This is a genomic window from Paenibacillus sp. 598K, from assembly GCF_003851045.1.
Taxonomy (GTDB): Bacteria; Bacillota; Bacilli; order Paenibacillales; family Paenibacillaceae; genus Paenibacillus_D.
This window is the reverse complement of the sequence record NZ_BFBX01000147.1, coordinates 1-18,855: the sequence shown is the minus strand read 5'-3', so window position 1 is coordinate 18,855 and position 18,855 is coordinate 1. Positions and strand designations below refer to the sequence as shown.

Below are 18,855 nucleotides of genomic sequence, written 5' to 3'. Positions count from 1 at the left end.
CACTTTCGTAATTCAGGTTCATACCTTCTCTACCATCGTTTAACGAACTCCTGTGATCGTCATCTTCTCAGCGCTATGATGTGATTTTTTTCTATAGGTTTTCCCACTCTTCTATTGATAATTTTTGGGATAAATTCTTCAAATGTTCAGGGACGCTTATAAAACACATTAATTCCAAGCTGTTTCCATCAGGGTCATTGAAATATACAGAAGCATTTCCCTGATTAGGTCGGATAAATGGACTTATCGAAGCTCGATTGCCAAACGGAACAGGATCGATTCCGAGCGTTTGAAGCCACTTCACGCTGTCTTTAAAATCTTCATAGCTCACTCGAAATGCTAAATGTCTTAATGATGGATGATAAGGAGTTTCAACCTCTTTCCCTTCCCATAGACCCACCCAACTTTTTTCTTTTTCAATCCAGAAGAATGCTGTCTCATCGTCTCTCCATGCAAGCTCTAATCCTAATTTAGAATAAAATGCGATGGATTTATGCAAGTTGCTCACTGGTAAATGTGCTTCATACAATCCAAGTATCATGTTTTTCTCCTTTCCAAACGTACCGATTATACATCACGTTCCGGTGTTCCTAATCCCGATCATCAATTCAAGATTATACCAATTTATTATAGTATAGCACAAGCGTTCGTATTCGAACACAAAAAAGTCATTCGTTCAAAAGGATCGTCGCGCGGTTTTGAAGCAACTGTGCGGCTTCCTCTGCAGACATCTGACCGCTAAAATAAGCGAGCGATTCCTCCCCGACGATGGAGATCAATCTGGCATTGAGCATGGAGTATCGATCCGCCAGATCCAGAAGTTGCGCGAATCGGGTAAACTCTTCGTCCTCTGCCTGTGCCACTTGTCCATTAGACAGCTTGTAGCTCCCCGCTTGAACTTGCTTTTTCACCTCGTCGAGCTTTTGATCATTCACTGATTTGAGCATAGAGAATCCCTCTCTCTCGGGCATCTGTTGCATCTCCTCGGACAGCAGGAAGCTTAACAGCTTCCACGCCTCCTCTTGCACCGCTGTATCTGCCCGAATCGCAAATTGCGCCGTCGGCAAGATACGCATATGTCCAGACTGCGCCTGGCTATGCGGCTTTTGCATCAACTGCGGTTGGTCAAACCGGATGTGGGTCTGGTTGATGACGTCAGCCGGCCCATACAGGACGGTGGAGTAAAACAACTGCTTGCCAGGCTCGGCCGCTTCTGTCGTCATGACGCCATCCTCGTACAGCTGCTGCACCTGCTTCAGCAAGGCGATAAACTCCGGGGAGTCGAAGCGGACGGTTTTGGACCCTTCATCTACATACGAGCTGTATCCATCGATGATCATTTCCTGCATCAGCATATCCGGGGTATAATCCGCCATCGCGTACAAGCCGCTATCCCCCTGCGTCAACCTCTTGGCCACATCGGCGAAGTCCTGCCATGTCCAGCTCTCTTCATCGATGTTAGCGTCCTTTAATGCCTCGCCATTGCCGATAAAGGCGCGCAGATTAAATCCGGAAGGCAGGGTATACGTCCCGCCATTTTGCTTCATAGCCTCTAGCACGTTGGCGTGAAGCTGGTCTTGTTGTAATGTCTCCTCCTGCTCCAGCAAGCGATCCATGTTCAAAATAAGCTCCTTCTCGACATAGTCGTTGACGGACATTCCCTCCAGACTAAACACATCCGGCCCTGTCCCAGATAAAAGCGCAGTATTAATCGATCGTTGGTATTCCTCCTCCTCCCCGAACACATACTCCGCTCCCGGCTCTTTCTGAGCCTGTATACGCAGATCGATGTCGGGGTAACGGGCTTCGAACTTTTTCTCCAACGCCTCGTAAAAGGGCGTAGACTGCAACATGGACAACGTGAGGATCGTTTTTCCGTTTTCCGTGACCTTGTCCTTTGTTCCCGCTTCGGAGGAGCTGTCCTCAGAGGAGCAAGCGGTAATGAGCATCAGGAGCACCGTCGATAACACCGTGGCAAGCTTTAATTTCTTGTTCATTCATCTCAACCTTTCATCTTTCGCCTCTTCGGCTTTTTGAGGGCAGCCTGATTTTTCCTAATTCAGGCGGATGCGATTGCCATCCTGCAAGGGTTCGCTGCTGTCCAGAATGACGAGATCTCCCTCATATAGTCGATCCTCTGCGATCATCGTTTGTTGCTCTGTCGTCTCGATCGCTTCGACCGGAACCTTGCGAGCCACGAACACATTGCCCAAAGCGCCTCTTTGCACATACACGGTAAAGAGGAATAGGCTGTCCCCTTCCCTATGAATCGCCTCCTGCGGGATTAGCCATCCCTTTATTTCCGATGCCCGCTCCAGTTTGACCAAGGCCCGTTCACCTCCCTTCAGCATATCGTCGACCACATGGATCCGCAGTTGCGTCTGTCCAATCGCTGGCTGCGATCCGGGATTCGCCCCTGCGAGATCGGAGGCTCGCGGATCCGCGTCAATCATCTCGTGGATCGTTCCCTCCAGCGAACGGACCGCTTGTTCTCCCTTAGCTTCGAGACACAGCTCGATCGATTGTCCGACTTCAAGCCCGAGACGATCGAGGAGCTCTGTATCCACCGTAAGGTCCAGTCGATATCCTGCGTCTCGGTTGGCAATCACTACATCCGGTTCACCGATGGCAGCAAGCCCTTCTACGGCATTCATCTCCTTCACCACGCCATCAAATGGAGCGTCCAGCCCGCCGTGCTCATTCAGTTGTTCTCGCAAGGCATCGATTTTGCGCTGCTGTATCGATAGATCGAGTTGCTGCGTTTTGATCGCTCGTCTGATCTCTTGCGCCTCAGCCTCGTTGCCCTCGAACATCAATCGTTTGAACTGCTCGTCCAGCCCTAGCAGGGCAACGCTCATCTTCTCGTGATACACGATCTCATCCTCGAGCTCGCGCTTGGCGGAGGAGCTGTCATATAGGACCAGCTGCTGCCCCTTCTTCACCGTGTCGCCTTGCTTCACGAGCACTTGCCGGACCTTCCATCCTGCCGGGTTGGGCAGCTCTGCCTGACGTACCGGCTGCATGACGCCTCTGGCCTCCAGCTTGTAAGTCACTCCCGCGACGGTCATCGTCTCGGCTCGAACCTTCGGCAAGGTAACCGACTGCAGCGTATTGCTAAACAGCGTGAACAATAACAGCACGCCCATTAGCAACAGCAGCAGGGAGAGGAGCCACTTTTTCCTCCTGCGTTCCGTCTCTTCCGTCCATCGTTCCATAGCTTGACCTTGTCACCTTCCTATCCCTTAATGCCGGACAATTGGACGCCTTCTACAAAGTACGTCTCTGCGTACAAAAATAACAAAAGCATAGGAGCCATATATAGCATCGATGCGGCAAAAACCGTATCCCATTGGCCGCTCAATCGCGATAAGAACACCGATAATGGCTGTTTGAACGCATCGTTCATAAAAATCAGCGGCTGCTCGACCATATTCCAGTAATCGACGAAAAGTAAAATGATCAGTGCGGCTAGCCCTGACTTGACCATAGGAACAATGATCCTCAGGAAGGTCGTCAGATGACCTGCCCCGTCAAGCTTGGCCGCTTCGATATAGGCATACGGGATAGGCAGCATAAACTGGCGCAGCATAAACACACCAAATGCAGCGAAAATCCCTGGATAAATGACAGCCCCTGAACGATTCAACAACCCCAGTTGATCGACCATGATGTAGTTCGGCACGAGCGTCACTTGAAACGGCATCAGCATCGTCATCACATAGACGAGGAACAAGGCGTTGCGGCCACGAAAGTTCAGCTTCGCAAACGCATAGGCCGCCAGCGCCGCAACGACCGTTTGACCGACCATAATCGGTACGACCAGCCCCACCGAATTCCAGAACAGCAGCAAATATTGAGCGGAATAGACGAGCAATTGTCCGTACTGCGCCAGCGTCACCTGGTCCGGCAGCCATTTTAGATTGACGAACGTGTCCGCGCCCGTTGATGTGATTGGCGTCAGCTTGCCGATCACGCCGTAGTTGATGTTCAGCTCGAACTGGCTCATGAGCGAATGGGTAAAGGTGATGACGATCGGTAACAGCATCAGCAGTCCAACCGCCCCCATCCATGCGGTGATCAGGCTCTTATGTACGATTGATACGATCTTCAATCTACCCCTCCTACTCCATAAATTGCCGATACCGGCGCTCTAACCCGAACAGTAGCAAAACGATCACCATGATCCCGCAAAACATTAAGCACGCAGCCGCCGTCAGCTTCTGAAGGTCCAGCGCCCCGAACATATTGTTCATGTAATGCTGCAGCATGTAGATGCTGTCATGCGGATAATCCCCTGCCAGCAAATACGTCTCCCGAAACACCTTGAAGGAATTAATAATCGACATGATGACTACAAAAAAAGTCGTCGCCGTGAGATAGACCAGCGTAATCCCGAAAAACTGGCGAAGGCGGCCAGCGCCCTCGATCTGCGCCGTTTCGTAATAATCCTTTGGGATTTGCTGAAGGCCCGCCAGGAACAAAATGACGTTGTAGCCGATGTTTTTCCATACATAGAGCACGATGACCACATACCGAGCGGCTTCCGACTTCATCCAATCCACCCGATTCACGTCAAACCAGCTCATCACGCGATTTAACAGGCCATTCCAATCAAAGACCACCTGCCAGATCATGATGATCGAGGCGACTGGCACGACAAGCGGCAAGACATACATGAGACGCATCCACTTCCGCAGGTAGATTTGCCGATGGAGCAGTAACGCCAAGACCAGGGACAAGACGAGCATCAGCGGGACGCTGACCGAGCTGAAATAAAACGAATTGTAAGCCGCTTTTTGGAAGGATGCGCTGTCTAGCACCGCCTCGTAATTTGCGAGTCCTACAAACCTGCCTCCCGAGACGTTGGTCATCAGCGAAGCCTTCACCGTCATCAAAAAAGGGAGGAGATAAAACAGGGAAAACCCTATGGCGCTTGGCGCCAGAAACAACCATGCGACCGTACTGTCACGACGCATCCATCGAACGAACCCTTTAGGAGCATACAAAAAACCCCACCTCTTCATCGATCCTTCCCCTAACTGTTATGCTCCTAGCATAAGGGGGACGGATAAAATAAAAAGTAGGGTAAATCTAAAATATATCTTAAATGGACTGTATTTCCTGAGCAGCAGATAAGCGAGGAATCCGCACCTCGAAGGCGGTATGACTGGCATCGCTTTGGACTGAGATGGTTCCTTCATGCATCTCAACAATATTTTTGGCAATAAACAGTCCCAGACCCTTGCTTCCGTGCTGATGGGTGCGGGCATGATCGCCTGTAAAAAACATATCAAACACATGAGGAAGCTCGTCAGGGGGAATGCTGCTCCCGTAATTGACGACTTGGATGACGACGTTGCCCTCTTCATGGCTGCCTCGGACCTCAACATACTCGCCATCGCTCCCGTAACGGGCCGCATTGGATAGCAGGTTTTCGAACACGCGCGCCAGCAGGTCGCCGTCGCCCAAAACCTCCAGCTGTGAAGCCAGCGCAAGGCGCGGCGTCAGCTCGTTTTTTTCGAACATCGGCACCATCTCCTCGGTCAATTGGGTCAACAGCTCTCCGAGGTCAAGCGGCTCCTGGCGGATCTGCAGCTTGCCGTAATTCAGCCTTGTAATCTCGAACATCTCGTCGATGAGCTTTTCGAGCCGCTGCGATTTCGTGTAAGCGATCGTCGTGTAATGCTTCATCTGCTCGGCTGTCAGATGATCCCCTTGCAGCATAAAGTCCAAATACCCAATGACAGACGTCAATGGGGTACGCAAATCATGGGCAAGGTTAAGCACCAGTTGGTCCTTGCTGTTCTCGGCGAAATCGCCACGCTCCTCCGCCTGTTGCAGCTTCTCGCTGGCCCGGTTAATGTCATGGGCAATATCCTCGAATTCATCATTGGATGCGATATGGACGCGATAAGAGAAATCGCCCCCCGCCAACTGGTTGATCCCTCGGGAGATCTCTTGGAAATAGGAGACATAACGCCGGGTGAAAAAATAAAAGAAGCCAAACGAAATCGGAAAAAACAAGATCAGGAACACGTTAATGTCCCCGATATCCCGTACCGTCTCGCGGAAATGAAACAACGGGTTATCGCGAAGCAGCGTATGGTAATACTGCCGCAGCGCCAGGTAGATCAGGAAGGTAGTGCCAGCGGATAGCAGCATGCTGATCCCAAACAAGCGGATCATCTGGAAACGAAAGCTTCGAATATTGAATTTAGCCATTGAACGTGTACCCTACTCCCCATACGGTTTTGATCAGCTTGTTTTTTTGCTGGTCCTCTCCCAGCTTCTTGCGCAGCGTTCGGATATGCACCATCACCGTATTCCCGCCTTCAAAGTATGCCTGACCCCACACATGCTGAAAAATATGATCCTGGCTAAACACTCGTTTCGGATTGCTCGCGAGCAACACCAGGATATCAAACTCCTTGGGCGTAAGCTCCAGCACTTGTCCGTAAAGCGACACCGTTCGCTGCTCCATATGGATGACGAGTCCCCCGACCTCGAGGACCGACTTCTCCGAAGCGGCCATCGAGGGATTAAACAGCATCGATCGACGCAGGTGGGACTTGACTCGCGCTACCAGCTCCAACGGGTTAAACGGCTTGGTCATATAGTCATCGGCGCCCTGAATCAGACCCGTAATCTTGTCCAGGTCGGTCACCTTGGCACTCAGAAAAATGACGGGGAAATGATACTTCTCGCGGATCGATCGGACGACCTCATATCCATCGAGCTTGGGCATCATAATATCGAGTATCGCCAAATCTACCGCCTGTCCCCTGATCATGTCCAATGCCTCTTGTCCGTCTGCCGCCTTGAGACATCTGTAGCCCTCTTTGACCAGATGCAGCTCGATCAGATCGGCGATCTCGACCTCATCGTCGGCGATCAGTATCGTAATGGGTTTCATATTGCTCCGTCCTTTCCATGACAAATCTCACCGCTCGGTACACGATGAAGCCTAATAAGCCGCCCAAGGTGTTCAGCAACATATCATCCACATCAAATTGTCCGATCATGAATACGAGCTGCGCCGATTCGAGCCCCAAGCTCAACAAAAATGCACAGCTCACAATCTTTACTCCCGCCATCCTAACACGGTTCCACATAAAAGCCAACATGAAGCCCAGGGGCAAAAAAATAGCGATGTTGCCAACTAAATTAACCATTGCGTGGACGGATAACGATTGGAACGAGCGGTTGATCTCCCGGAAAGGGACCAAATTCGCCGTTTCCAGGCGGATCGAGAGCAAATAAGGCTCCTGAAGACCGATCAACAATTGGCCCCACAGAAAGCTGAGATCCATCGTTTGAAACTTCAACAGGATAACTTTGATCAGCAGGTAAAAATAAAACAAAAGAAAGGTCCAGCAGCTTAGCGATTTGATGCGTTCTCTTTTGATCGCTTCTTCCCAGCTCATATTCATCTTATGTCGTCACCCGCTTTGTCTGTTGTCTATGGTCTAAGGATAGACCTGATAGTTAAAAAAGACATGCGGGTGAACTTAAAGTTTTCCTTAAGCTTCAAAGGTCGCGCCCCAGCGCGTCTGCCTAAGGCGCCTCAATATCTCGTCTTCTGAACCCGACGAAGCTCGCCACAATCAATGCGCTGGCGATGACGACAAGCAGGAACAGCGGTAAAAATGCCGCATCATCCATAGGGATGCGGGGTACAAAACCAAAGGGTGTAATCCATTCCATCCAGTGCGGGACCTGCAATAGATCTCCCATGTACAGGATAATAAAGGAATACAACAGATACAACCAATTCAGAGAAATCAACTTCGGCAAACAGCCGACGAAAAAAATGGACAGGCCGATCATAACGAGCATCGCCGGATAATACGCTAACGCTGCTCCATAGATGGCGCCGAGGCGCAAGCCATCTGCAGTCGATACCTGACCGGCAGACCACAGACCAAGCGTGGCAAGAGCATTCATAAGCAATCCGCTCAGAAGACCAACTACGACATACCCTCCAAGCAGACGGCTGCGAGAGACCGCTCTGACGAGCAGCGGTTCGATTCGTCCCTTCTTCTCTTCTCCGTGGAGCCGGTTGACAGCCATCATCGGGGGGATCGTCGCACCAAGCGCAATAACGGTCATGAGCATCGCAATGAATTGTTCCGTTAACGTTACGCCTTTAATCTCCCCTATCATTTGACTCAGCATTTCGTTATTTTGGAGGAATGTTTCCAGATCGCCCAGGATCGAACCATACGATGCGCCAAGCGCATACATGCCAATGGCCCAAACAAGCAGCCCTGTGCGCTGTAGTCGCAACACCAGACCAACCGGGCTTTGCAGGAAGCGCGAGGCGCGAGTTTTGCCCGATGTGGACGGCAGCAAGCCCTTGTCCAGATCCCGAATGGCGTTCAGCCCGTTAGCCGCGATAAAGAGGAGCAGCGCCAGCGCCGACATCAGGCCGACAGGTCCCCAATGGTTAGCTGAATAGACCTCTGCCTTGGAGACCCATCCAAGGGGAGATAGCCACGACAACGTCGCATTGCCGACATCGCCCACCGCCCGCACCAAGTAAGCGATCATAAGTATGGCTATGGAATAGCCGACCGTCCCCCGAGAACTATCCGAAAGCTGGGCAAACAGCGCCGCTACCCCGGCGAAGACCAATCCCGTCGCACCAATAACCGCCCCATACAATAATGAACCTTCCCTATCGATGCTTTCGATGGATAACATCGCCAGCCCGAAGCCCGTAGCTAGCGCAAGCAACGTAAAAACGCCCATCTGTACAATCAACGTCGCGTTCAGCCATGAAAGACGGCCAACCGGGAGCGAGCGGATCAGCTCCAGTCGTCCCTCTTCCTCATCCCCCCTCGTGTGGCGCGCGACGAGCAGAATACCCATCAGACCCGCTACAATCGATGTCAAAAGCAGCATCTGATGCGCGGTCATCGCACCGACGGTATAGTGGTCCAAATCCCCGGTCCCGAGCATCGCCGTCATGGCGGGGTTGGCCATCGTCACAGCCATAACCTCCCTGTCCTGCTGCGTTCCGTACATCTCAGACAGCGCAGGGGGCACGATCAAAGTAAAAAAAACAATGCCGAGCAACCATAATGGAATGCGCATCCGGTCAAGTCTCATCACGAATCCGATGCATCGGCCCAAGCCCGCCCATAACGAATAGCTCATCCCCGTACGCCTCCCCCAGCGCCTTCGTAGTGGCGGATAAACAAATCCTCGAGCGTTGGCGGCGAGCATTCCAGCTTCACGATGCCAAACGAGCTCAGATGCCGAATGACGTTGTCCGTCTCATCCATATCCAATTGGAAAGATAACTCCGCTCCATTTGCCTTTAGGTCGTAAATCCCGGTCAACCGCTCCATGGAAGAAACCGCCTGTTTCGTTTCAACCTTAACATGCGTACGCGTCAAATGACGCAGCTCCCTCAAGCTTCCGCTTTCGATCATCTTCCCTTGCCTTATAATCCCTACCTTGTCGCACAGACGTTCCACCTCAGACAAGATATGGCTCGACAGCAGTACGCTCCCCCCGCGCGCCTTTGCTTCCATGACACATTTCTGAAAGATATTTTCCATCAATGGGTCCAAGCCGGAGGTCGGTTCGTCCAAAATATACAAGTCCGCATTGGAGGAAAATGCCGCGACCAAAGCTACTTTCTGCCTGTTGCCTTTGGAATAGGTGCGGCACTTCTTTGTCGGGTCCAGATCGAATCTCTGGATGAGCTCTTCGCGCTTGCTTTTGCCATGCCCGCCTCGTAATTTGATCAACAGATCTATCACTTCTCCGCCTGTCAGATTCGGCCATAGATTGACGTCGCCGGGAACATACGCGAGACGTTTGTGAATCTCGACCGCATCGCGCCATGCATCCTTGCCAAACAATCGCGCTTCTCCAGAGGTAGCTCGCAAGATACCGAGCAGTACACGGATCGTCGTGGATTTCCCCGCACCATTCGGACCGATGAACCCGAAGATTTCGCCGCTGCTGACTTCCAGATCCACACCGTCCAGCGCTGTAAATGCTCCGTATCTCTTCGTCAAGCCCTTGACCTGTAATAGAGCCATGTCCTTTGCCTCCCGTTAATGTTTTGAAATAATTTTATTCATATCGTTCATAATATATGATAACGACAAATGATTCAATATGTTTTGAACTTATTTTATTGTTGTATTTCATAACATGAGTTACACTGTTTAGGAGAGGTGGATGAAATGGACGGCTATCAGAAACGAAGCGAGCAGAAAAAACAGGACATTTTGCGAAGTGCCGTCAATTTGTTTTTGACGTACGGCATCCAAAAAGTGTCCGTCGCCGAAATCGCAAGGCAAGCTAATGTGTCACAAGTTACCATTTACAACTATTTTGGGAGCAAGCATAAGCTTGTTGAAGAGATGATTATCTTTTATCTCGATCAGGTTTGGTCGGATTTCGAGAACATATTGACCAGCGATAAACCTTTTATCGAAAAAATCAAACATCTGATGTTTACTAAAATCGAAGCTGCCAATGATTTGCATCGGGACAGCTTTAACCATTTCATGAAAAAATACGCCGCCGGCCTTCCTTACGTGGAACAGATGATGCAGGAAAAAATAATGCCTGGGTTGATGGCATTGATTGAAGAAGGCAAACAGGAAGGCTATGTCGACCCCAATCTGGCGAATGAATCTGTGCTTGTTTTCATTCAAATGTTCAGAGACTACATGCAAAAAGAAGAGGCCTTGCCGCATCTGCAAAAGATGACGGGAGACCTCATGAAGCTGTTTTTTTATGGACTGATCGGAAGCAAGCATAATTGGGAAGAGTGAGGGGAGCATGGGAGATCAGCGTAGGTGCTCCGACGGGAAAATGAGGTTCGCCAAAGGCAGCCTGATCGTAAACACGGAACCTCGATCAAGCTCGCTCTCTACCTCGATTGTCCCTTCGCACAAGTCGACGATGCGCTTGACAAGCGTTAATCCGAGTCCGTTTCCGGTCATCGCGCGAGAGGCGTCACCTTGATAAAACTTGTCAAACATTCGTCGCATCGTCTCTTCGCTCATCCCGTAGCCTTGATCCTCCAGCCGGAACACCGCATCCCCACCGTGCTGCCACAAGCCAATCTTTAGCGTCCCGCCGCCCTTCGAATGCTTGATCGCATTATCCAGCACATTGATCCACACCTGCTGAAGCAGGTTTTTATTGCTGTTGATCTCGATCTCCTCGTCCAGGGCAAGCTCCAACTGGAGGCTGCGGGCGCTCCACTTCGGCTCCAGCATCAGGATCGCCAGCCTCACTTGCTCGTCCAGGCGGTAGACTGACCTTTCGCTCACGATCTCAAGCGTCTCGACCTTCGACAGGTTGAGGATGCTGGTCGACAAGCCGACCAACCGTTCGGATTCCTGGATGATGCTGTCCAGATACTCCTGCTTGTCCTGCTCGCTGAGACCGCCCTTCTTGAGCAATTGGGCAAAGCCGCTAATCGAAGCGATCGGAGTCTTGAACTCATGCGAGAAATTCCGCACGAAGTCGCTGCGCAATGTCTCGATCCCCTTCAGCTCCTGCACCATCTTGTTGAAGCTCGCCGCGAGGGCGTCCAGCTCAAAAACAATGCTGCCCTTCGACGTCACCTCGGCCGAAAAGTCCCCCTTCGCTACCTTGCCGGTCGCCTCCATCATATCCCGGATCGGTCTCACCGAGCGCCGGCTCAACAGCGTGGCGATCACTACTCCCATGAACAGACTAATATATAACAGCACGTACACTCCGCGCAGGGGCTCCGGCTCATTCATGTCGAGCAGTCCAGTCCGATAAAGCAAAAATGCCAGCAAGCCTGCGGAACCAATCGACAACACCATGACCACAAACACCAACGCCACCAAGGAAAACGCCAGACTTATTTTTTTTGGAAGCAACCTTTGCCTGCTCGACATCCCTCTCATCCCTCCCATCCTTTTCACTTGCGCTTCGCGACCTTGTAGCCCAGCCCGCGCACCGTCACGATCTCAAAATCCGGATTGTCCCTGAATTTATCGCGCAAACGGTTAATATGGACATTCAAGGTATGACTATCTATCTCGGTATCCACTCCCCAGATTTCCTCCATCAGATGCAGACGCGTAAATATTTTATCGGGAGAGCTCATCAGCTTGAATAGCAGGTAAAACTCCTTTTGCGGCAGAAGCGTTTGCTCCGCTCCCCTCGTAACCGTCAACGCGTTGTAATCCAATGTCGTCTCGCCCAACACGAGCTTGTGCTCGCTGACAGCCTGTGCCCTGCGCAGCAGCGCCTTGATACGGAACAGCAGCTCCTGCTCGTCGAACGGCTTGGTCATGTAATCGTCCGTCCCCGCGAGGAAGCCTTGATGCTTGTCCGTCATATCGTCCATCGCTGTAACCATCAGGATCGGGATATCGTCCCTGACGCTGCGCAATGCCTTACACAATTGATATCCGTCCATCTCCGGCATCATCAGGTCCAGCACGATCAGGTCGAAGCGCTGTTCCTCCATCCTGCTGAGCGCTTCGAGCCCGTTGTTAACCGGATGGACATGATAGCCCCCATGGGTGAGCACAGCGCAGAGCAGCTTTTGCGTATTGGCATCATCCTCGACCACCAGGATATCGAACACGTTGCACACCTCCCTATACGATAACATTACTATACTGGCCCAAAGTAAACCGAACATCAACCCCGATTTGTCGCCTCGCTTGAGGTTCAGTTGAGGTTGGCCGATTATAGTGTGGCTAATCCCATCATAGAGAGAGGTTAAGAAAATGAAAATCAGCCCATCAGGCACCATTAACGCTACCAACGTCATCCATCTGGACAATGTCAGTAAAAGCTTTGGCGACTATACGGCCGTGCGCAATCTTTCGCTCCAGGTCAATCGCGGCGAGGTGGTCGGCTTCCTGGGATTAAACGGAGCCGGCAAGACGACGACGATCAAAATGCTGCTGTCGTTGCTGAAGCCGTCATCCGGCAGCATCTATATGCTGGGGAGCAAGGTGGACGCGGGCAACTACAAGCTGTGGGAGAAGGTTGGCTATCTGGAGGAGGCTACCTTCTATCCGGAGCTTACAGTCAAGGAAAATCTCGACATCGCCCGCAGGATGCATCTGATCGCCGACCGCAGCTCCGTCACTCGCGTCATCGAGCAGCTCGATCTGGTCGCTCATCAGGACAAGCCGGCCAAAGCGCTCTCGCTCGGCAACAAGCAACGGCTCGGCCTAGCAAAAGCGATGCTCCACAATCCGGAGGTGTTGATCCTCGACGAGCCGATCAACGGCCTGGACCCGGCCAGCGTCGTCGAGATCCGGGAGCTGCTGCTCGACCTGTCGCGCAATCGCGGCGTCACCGTCCTCATCTCCAGTCACTTGCTAGAGGAATTGTCCAAGCTGGTGGACCGGATCAGCATCATGCACAAAGGTCAGCTCATCCAGGACATGAAGGTAAGCCAGATGGAGCAAGCCCTGCAAAAAAGCGTCATGCTGGACGGGCGCAATCGCATGGCGCTAAAACGTATCCTCGCAGACCATGACTACAGCTATGAAGAAGCCGCTGATGGGCGCTTGGTCCTGACAGAAGGCCGCGCGATCGCGCAGCCGGAGAAGCTGGCAGAAATGCTGGTTCGCATGGGCCAACCACCCACGCATCTGAGCGTCGATACGGAGGATCTGGAAGGGTATTTCTTGCGGATGATCCGTACAGAGGGGAGGAAGCAGGCATGAAGCTTCTTTCACTCCTTCACAACGAAGCGCGTAAAATCGTTCGTTCCGTCGTCTTTTGGGTGATGCTTGGCGCCTTCACGGCCTTGCCGCTGATGATCGCGATGTTCAACAGCTCCGCTGCGCACTGGGGAGCCTACTTCGCAGAGCTGCTCGGCTCGATAGGCTCCTTGCTCGTCGTAGGATTCTCCTTCACCTCCGCCTGGGTATTTGGCACGGAGTACACCAACAACACCATCAAGGACATCCTGGTGAAGCCGGTCCCGAAGACCTATACCGTATTGGCTAAATTCATTGCGGTTACGCTATGGAATACAGGATTGGCTGTGTTTACCTTTGCTGTCATCTCAGTAGCGGGCGCCCTGATCGGGGTCGGCGGGGGCTCCCTGTCCGTCATCTTGCAGGTGTTCTGGCCGTTCCTCGCCGCCTGTCTGCTGATCATGCTCGTCAGCACGACGAGCGCTTTGATCGCCAATCTCACGCGCGGCTACCTCGCGCCGATCGGGGTCATCTTTCTCATCGTCATCGTCTCCAATGTCATCGTGCAACTCGGCTTCGGACCTTATTTCCCCTGGACGATTCCCGTCCTGCTGCTAACCGGAACCGACATCGGCTGGACCAGCTTCGCCATCCTGGCGGCCACAGGACTGGCCGGATTCGCCGGCACCGTCGCCTGGTGGCGATTTGCGGAGCATAAGTGATCCTTCCGATCGCCCAACCGATACACAGAGAAGCGAGTGATAATAATTATCAATTTCATCTTCACAAATGAAAGCTGACCTGCTATAATACAACCCATATACCAAACATCCTACGTTTAAACAGAGGAGTGATAGGGTTGTTAATTCAGACGCAGCGTTTAACCTTGGTGGAGCAAGTAGCCGCCCAGATCCAGGGGAAGATCGAAACCAATGAATGGCAAATCGGCATGCGTATTCCGCCAGAGCCCGAGCTGATGGAACAGCTTCAGGTCAGCCGCAATACGCTGCGGGAAGCGATCCGTGCCTTAACGTATGCTGGACTGCTGAAGACCAGACAAGGGGACGGGACTTACGTCTGCTCCTCCAGCGTCTTGGGGGCGGTCATTGAGAAGGTGATCCAGCATACCGACCGGCTGGAGAGCCTGGAGGTGCGGTACGCGCTGGAGAGAGAAGCCGCTGCCTTGGCTGCGTTCAGGAGGAGCGAGGAAGATCTCGAGGCCATCCGCTCCTGCCTGGAGCAGTGCAGACAAGCGGCTAGCGAGCAGGATGTGCGGGCTTATGCGCACTGGGATGTCGAGTTTCACAAGATGGTCATTGCCGCCGCCCATAACCAATTGATGTCCAACCTGTATAACCATATCTCCGAGGCCATGCATACCACGATCCTGGAAGCAGCGGAATCCGAGCATGCCGAGGTGTATCTCGAGTCCCATGAACGGCTCTATCAAGCCCTTGTCCATCAAGATCGCCAGCAAGCCGAGGACGCGGTTCGCTCCTATATCGACAAAGCCCGTGCTTCTTCCTCAGAGAAGAATTTGACGATCAACTAATACCAGCTCTGGGAGGAAGCCTTATGCATTCATCAAAACCATTAATCGAAAAACAGCAACCCATGCTCCTTGCTGGAGCTCGCCCGCAGGCGACATTCTGGTTTATGATCATCGGCATTATTTTTATCTCGGCCAATTTACGCGCTCCCCTGACCTCGGTAGGACCAATAATCGGGCATCTTCGGGACAACATCCATCTTTCCAATACGTTGGCAGGCTTCATCACCACCGTTCCGCTGCTTGCGTTTGCGTCGCTATCCCCCTTCATCCCAAGATTAGGACGCAGGTTCGGTATGGAACGATTGATCCTGATTTCGCTGATCGCGCTAACGATCGGGATCGTTGTTCGCTCGTTGTCCGGTGCGTTGACCTTGTATGTCGGGACCGCCATTCTGGGCTTCGCCATTACCGTATGCAATGTCATGCTGCCGAGCTTGATCAAGCGGGAATTCCCGCAGCACATGGGTACGATGACTGGTGTCTACTCGGTCTCCATGAATCTATGCGGAGCGATCGCTTCGGGGATCAGCATCCCCTTGGCTGTAGGGGCAGGCATGAGCTGGCAAGGGGCGTTGGGGGTATGGGGGATTCTTAGCTTCGTATCTCTATTGATGTGGCTACCGCAGCTCAAGGCTCCGGCACAACCAGCCATGGTAGCCAGCGTCTCAAGCAACGACCGTCCAGTCAACATGTGGCGCTCTTCATTGGCTTGGCAGGTGACGCTTTTTATGGGCATCCAATCGACCATTTTTTATGTATTGGTAGCATGGTTGCCTGAGATCCTGCAGGGTCAAGGCATCAGCTCCAGTCAATCCGGCTGGCTTCTTTCGATTCTGATAATCGCTTCGCTGCCCTTTGGGTTTATCGTGCCTGTACTGGCTGGACGCATGCGCAACCAACGGTTGTTAGTTCTCCTTACAGCGATTTTGCTTGGATCGGGAACGCTTGGCCTTCTTTACGGCAGCCTGCATCTGTTGGTCTTATGGGTGATTATCCTGGGGATTGGCGTGGGCTTTGCCTTTGGCTTGTCCATGATGTTTTTCGGCTTGCGTACCCGGAGCGCCCAGCAGGCCGCCGAGCTGTCCGGGATGGCCCAATCGATCGGTTATCTGCTCGCTGCTACGGGCCCGGCGCTCATCGGATACTTGCATGACGCCACGCACAGCTGGAGCGTCCCGCTCCTGCTCCTGGTCGGCGCCTCTGTCGTGCTTGGTATCGTCGGGTTGGGAGCGGGGAGGGATCGATTTGTAGCCTCTGTATAGCGACGCTCGCAAAAAAAGCTTTCGGATAAGCAAGTGCCGCCTTGGCGGCCTCTTGCTTCGTCACGAAAGCTGTATCATGCTCAAATGAATGGATCTATTTCACTTTGACCCGGAGCTGCGGTTGATCGTTATTTTTCGGCGGTGTGTCTGCGGCTCTGCCCGCTACCGGGCGTGTAGTCGCATTTTTCACAGATTCCGTGACATTATGCAAGACTTCCCCCACATCGTGCACCGATTCTAGCAACGGATCGATCGTTTCGATCTTGCCTTTGACCTCTCTGGTCATCTGATTAGCGGTATGGATGAATTGCGACGCTTCCTGAGTCAAGCCGTGAACCGCGTTTCTGACTTCCTTCAAGGTATGATTCGTCTCCCCCAACGTCGTCATCGATTTTTGTAATGTCCGGATAATATAATAAACCAGACAACAAAAAGCCAGCGCTGCAAAAGCGATACTGATTTCAATAATCATGTTGTCCCTCCTTCTCTCTATCATTGTATGATGGCGAGGGAGTGGACATTCCTTGGATGAGTTACTTCAGTTACTGTCCTTAATAGATACAATTACTTTTCCTTTCGCTCTGCCGCTCTCCAGATATGCCATCGCTTGCGGGGCATTCGCAAAATCAAACACCCGATCTATAACGGGCATCAAACGCTTCTCTTCCAGCAGAAGCTTGATCTCCCGTAGTTGCGCGCCGCTAGGCTTCATAAACAGGAAATGATAGTGGGTCTGAGTCTTCTTCTCCATGGCTGTCAGCTTCCGACTGACCAGCGATAAAAGCGTCGTTTTAAACCAACCCAAGCCTGCTCCTTTGGCGAATGCGGCATTGGGAAGCCCGGATACCGATACGATTTTGCCCCCCGGCTTCAATACCTGAAAGGATTTATGCAAAACCTCGCCGCCTAATGTATCCAAAACGGAATCATAGCCTTCAAGCAGCTGTTCGAAATTTTCTCGCTTATAATTGATAATGTGATCTGCACCCAAAGATTTAACCAGCGCATAACCTTGTTCACTGGCCGTTGTCGCTACGTAAGCCCCCATCAATTTGGCCAATTGAATCGCAAACGTTCCTACCCCTCCGGAGCCGGCATGAATGAGAATCTTTTGCCCTTGTTGCAGCTTGAGGATGTCGTGAAAGGCTTGATATACGGTCAGCCCGACCAAGGGTATAGATGCTGCCTCTTCAAAACTGAGGTTCGTCGGCTTCAGCGAAATATCATCCTGATGAACAGCAATATATTCCGCAAGTGTTCCGATCCTGTTCTTCCGAGGCCTTCCGTATACCTCATCGCCGGGTTTAAATTGATCCACTTTGCCGCCAGTCTTGACTACAACACCGGAGAAATCATTGCCCAGTATTAAAGGCATCTCATAGCGCAATAAAAGCTTCAGCTTGCCTTCTTTTATTTTTTGGTCAATCGGATTCAGGCTTGCGGCGTGAATCTCAACCAGCACATCGTATTCGCCAACAACCGGCATCGGACGATCCTTCAACAATAGCGGGACATGCTCCCCATATTTCTCAATGACCATAGCTTTCATTACCAACACCCCTTATTCGTTTATTCGTCCAAACACTTAAACCAATAGGGCAAAAATTTTTAGCTCAACTTCTTACGTTTGGCTGCACTGGGCTTCAATCGAGGCAATTAATAGCTTTAGTTGCTCCAGCGGTTTACGGATCGTCAGCACATAATAATTTTCCACATTCTTTTTTTCATAATCAACAAAGCCCGCCTGTCGCAACACCTTCAAATGATGAGAGATCGCAGGTCTGGACAACGGGATATGTTCTGCTATTGTATTCACATTCAGTCCAGACTTGTTCCGGGCCAGCAACAAAATAATGGCGTGACGATTTTCGTCTTTCAAGGCATCCAGTATAGGAACGTATTGTTTAAATTGTTGCTCCATTTGCTCAAACTCTTGCCCCACAGACATCATCTCCACCATTGGTTTATTCGTTTAATCATTAAAACATAATGAATTATGGATGTCAAACCAATGGTGGATTGAGGGTGCTAACCCAACCGTGAGTGAGTGTGGTATAATGGAAAATCCTTTTTAAACTCCTCTGATAATGCTTGTTTCTATATAGAAAACTGAATATAAAGCTACAAGCATCGTAATTATAAAATATAGGAGTGAAAAAAGTCGATACCGTTTAACGGTTAGCAAGAACACGAAGATATTAATAAGTAGATACACTGATATTGGTATACGAACGGAAAATAATGCTTCCCTAGAGTAAAAATCTTCTCTGTCTGGTATCGTAACTTCAAGTATCGTGATGCAGTATTTATAGATAATAAAGAGAAAGATCCATGAGATAAGGCTAGAGACTGTCAAGTAAAAAGT

The 18,855-nt window shown here is 51.4% G+C and carries 20 protein-coding genes; 5 read left to right on the top strand and 15 right to left on the bottom strand.

Going from position 1 to position 18,855, the window contains the following annotated elements:
• Positions 1-91 precede the first annotated feature (91 nt).
• The 10 genes from PA598K_RS31690 to PA598K_RS31645 form a co-directional block, all read right to left on the bottom strand.
• The gene (locus PA598K_RS31690) at positions 92-541 is read right to left on the bottom strand and encodes a VOC family protein (protein ID WP_128660770.1); all 450 of its coding nucleotides are present in this window, start codon (positions 539-541) and stop codon (positions 92-94) included.
• Positions 542-668: 127 nt separating this feature from the next.
• Entirely contained in the window at positions 669-1,997 is a 1,329-nt protein-coding gene (locus PA598K_RS31685) for an ABC transporter substrate-binding protein (RefSeq protein ID WP_128660769.1), read from the bottom strand.
• A gap of 57 nt (positions 1,998-2,054) precedes the next feature.
• On the bottom strand, positions 2,055-3,215 hold the full coding sequence (locus PA598K_RS31680; protein WP_128660768.1) for an efflux RND transporter periplasmic adaptor subunit: 1,161 nt from the start codon (positions 3,213-3,215) through the stop codon (positions 2,055-2,057).
• Between the two features lie 20 nt (positions 3,216-3,235).
• The gene (locus PA598K_RS31675; protein ID WP_260405717.1) at positions 3,236-4,111 is read right to left on the bottom strand and encodes a carbohydrate ABC transporter permease; all 876 of its coding nucleotides are present in this window, start codon (positions 4,109-4,111) and stop codon (positions 3,236-3,238) included.
• A 10-nt stretch (positions 4,112-4,121) separates the two neighbouring features.
• Positions 4,122-5,024, bottom strand: coding sequence for a carbohydrate ABC transporter permease (locus tag PA598K_RS31670; protein WP_128660767.1), 903 nt, complete (start codon positions 5,022-5,024; stop codon positions 4,122-4,124).
• Positions 5,025-5,103: 79 nt separating this feature from the next.
• The gene (locus PA598K_RS31665; RefSeq protein ID WP_128660766.1) at positions 5,104-6,222 is read right to left on the bottom strand and encodes a sensor histidine kinase; all 1,119 of its coding nucleotides are present in this window, start codon (positions 6,220-6,222) and stop codon (positions 5,104-5,106) included.
• A complete protein-coding gene (locus PA598K_RS31660) occupies positions 6,215-6,913 on the bottom strand; it encodes a response regulator transcription factor (protein ID WP_128660765.1) in 699 nt (232 codons plus the stop codon). The genes PA598K_RS31665 and PA598K_RS31660 overlap by 8 nt, the downstream gene beginning before the upstream one ends.
• A complete protein-coding gene (locus PA598K_RS31655) occupies positions 6,879-7,430 on the bottom strand; it encodes a VanZ family protein (RefSeq protein ID WP_128660764.1) in 552 nt (183 codons plus the stop codon). The genes PA598K_RS31660 and PA598K_RS31655 overlap by 35 nt, the downstream gene beginning before the upstream one ends.
• Before the next feature lie 124 nt (positions 7,431-7,554).
• A complete protein-coding gene (locus tag PA598K_RS31650; RefSeq protein ID WP_128660763.1) occupies positions 7,555-9,159 on the bottom strand; it encodes an ABC transporter permease in 1,605 nt (534 codons plus the stop codon).
• Positions 9,156-10,055: an ABC transporter ATP-binding protein gene (locus tag PA598K_RS31645; protein WP_128660762.1), complete on the bottom strand. Its 900-nt coding sequence runs from the start codon at positions 10,053-10,055 to the stop codon at positions 9,156-9,158. The genes PA598K_RS31650 and PA598K_RS31645 overlap by 4 nt, the downstream gene beginning before the upstream one ends.
• A 147-nt stretch (positions 10,056-10,202) precedes the next feature.
• Here PA598K_RS31645 and PA598K_RS31640 point away from each other — a divergent pair, with 147 nt between their 5' ends.
• Positions 10,203-10,799, top strand: a complete 597-nt coding sequence (locus tag PA598K_RS31640; RefSeq protein WP_128660761.1) for a TetR/AcrR family transcriptional regulator — start codon at positions 10,203-10,205, stop codon at positions 10,797-10,799.
• 15 nt (positions 10,800-10,814) lie between these two features.
• On the opposite strand, the gene PA598K_RS31635 is transcribed toward PA598K_RS31640, so the two are convergent.
• Together PA598K_RS31635 and PA598K_RS31630 are read right to left on the bottom strand one after the other, a co-directional pair.
• Entirely contained in the window at positions 10,815-11,903 is a 1,089-nt protein-coding gene (locus PA598K_RS31635; protein WP_128660760.1) for a HAMP domain-containing sensor histidine kinase, read from the bottom strand.
• 23 nt (positions 11,904-11,926) lie between these two features.
• Positions 11,927-12,601 carry a response regulator transcription factor gene (locus PA598K_RS31630; RefSeq protein ID WP_128660759.1) on the bottom strand — a complete coding sequence of 225 codons (675 nt, stop codon included), beginning with the start codon at positions 12,599-12,601 and terminating at the stop codon, positions 11,927-11,929.
• Between the two features lie 145 nt (positions 12,602-12,746).
• On the opposite strand from PA598K_RS31630, the gene PA598K_RS31625 reads away from it, so the two are divergent.
• The 4 genes from PA598K_RS31625 to PA598K_RS31610 all read left to right on the top strand — a co-directional run bounded on the left by PA598K_RS31625 (position 12,747) and on the right by PA598K_RS31610 (position 16,490).
• Positions 12,747-13,700: an ABC transporter ATP-binding protein gene (locus PA598K_RS31625; RefSeq protein ID WP_128660758.1), complete on the top strand. Its 954-nt coding sequence runs from the start codon at positions 12,747-12,749 to the stop codon at positions 13,698-13,700.
• Positions 13,697-14,398, top strand: a complete 702-nt coding sequence (locus tag PA598K_RS31620; protein WP_128660757.1) for an ABC transporter permease — start codon at positions 13,697-13,699, stop codon at positions 14,396-14,398. Before PA598K_RS31625 ends, PA598K_RS31620 begins: the two co-directional genes overlap by 4 nt.
• Before the next feature lie 137 nt (positions 14,399-14,535).
• Complete coding sequence (locus PA598K_RS31615; RefSeq protein ID WP_128660756.1) at positions 14,536-15,228, top strand: FadR/GntR family transcriptional regulator; 693 nt, start codon at positions 14,536-14,538, stop codon at positions 15,226-15,228.
• Between the two features lie 23 nt (positions 15,229-15,251).
• The gene (locus tag PA598K_RS31610) at positions 15,252-16,490 is read left to right on the top strand and encodes a CynX/NimT family MFS transporter (protein WP_128660755.1); all 1,239 of its coding nucleotides are present in this window, start codon (positions 15,252-15,254) and stop codon (positions 16,488-16,490) included.
• A 94-nt stretch (positions 16,491-16,584) separates the two neighbouring features.
• Here PA598K_RS31610 and PA598K_RS31605 read toward each other — a convergent pair whose 3' ends face one another.
• From PA598K_RS31605 to PA598K_RS31595, 3 genes are all read right to left on the bottom strand, one after another.
• Positions 16,585-16,962, bottom strand: coding sequence for a DUF948 domain-containing protein (locus tag PA598K_RS31605; protein ID WP_185602341.1), 378 nt, complete (start codon positions 16,960-16,962; stop codon positions 16,585-16,587).
• Positions 16,963-17,028: 66 nt separating this feature from the next.
• Positions 17,029-18,039, bottom strand: a complete 1,011-nt coding sequence (locus PA598K_RS31600) for an NADP-dependent oxidoreductase (protein WP_128660753.1) — start codon at positions 18,037-18,039, stop codon at positions 17,029-17,031.
• 72 nt (positions 18,040-18,111) lie between these two features.
• The gene (locus tag PA598K_RS31595) at positions 18,112-18,411 is read right to left on the bottom strand and encodes an ArsR/SmtB family transcription factor (RefSeq protein ID WP_260405716.1); all 300 of its coding nucleotides are present in this window, start codon (positions 18,409-18,411) and stop codon (positions 18,112-18,114) included.
• Positions 18,412-18,855: the final 444 nt, after the last annotated feature.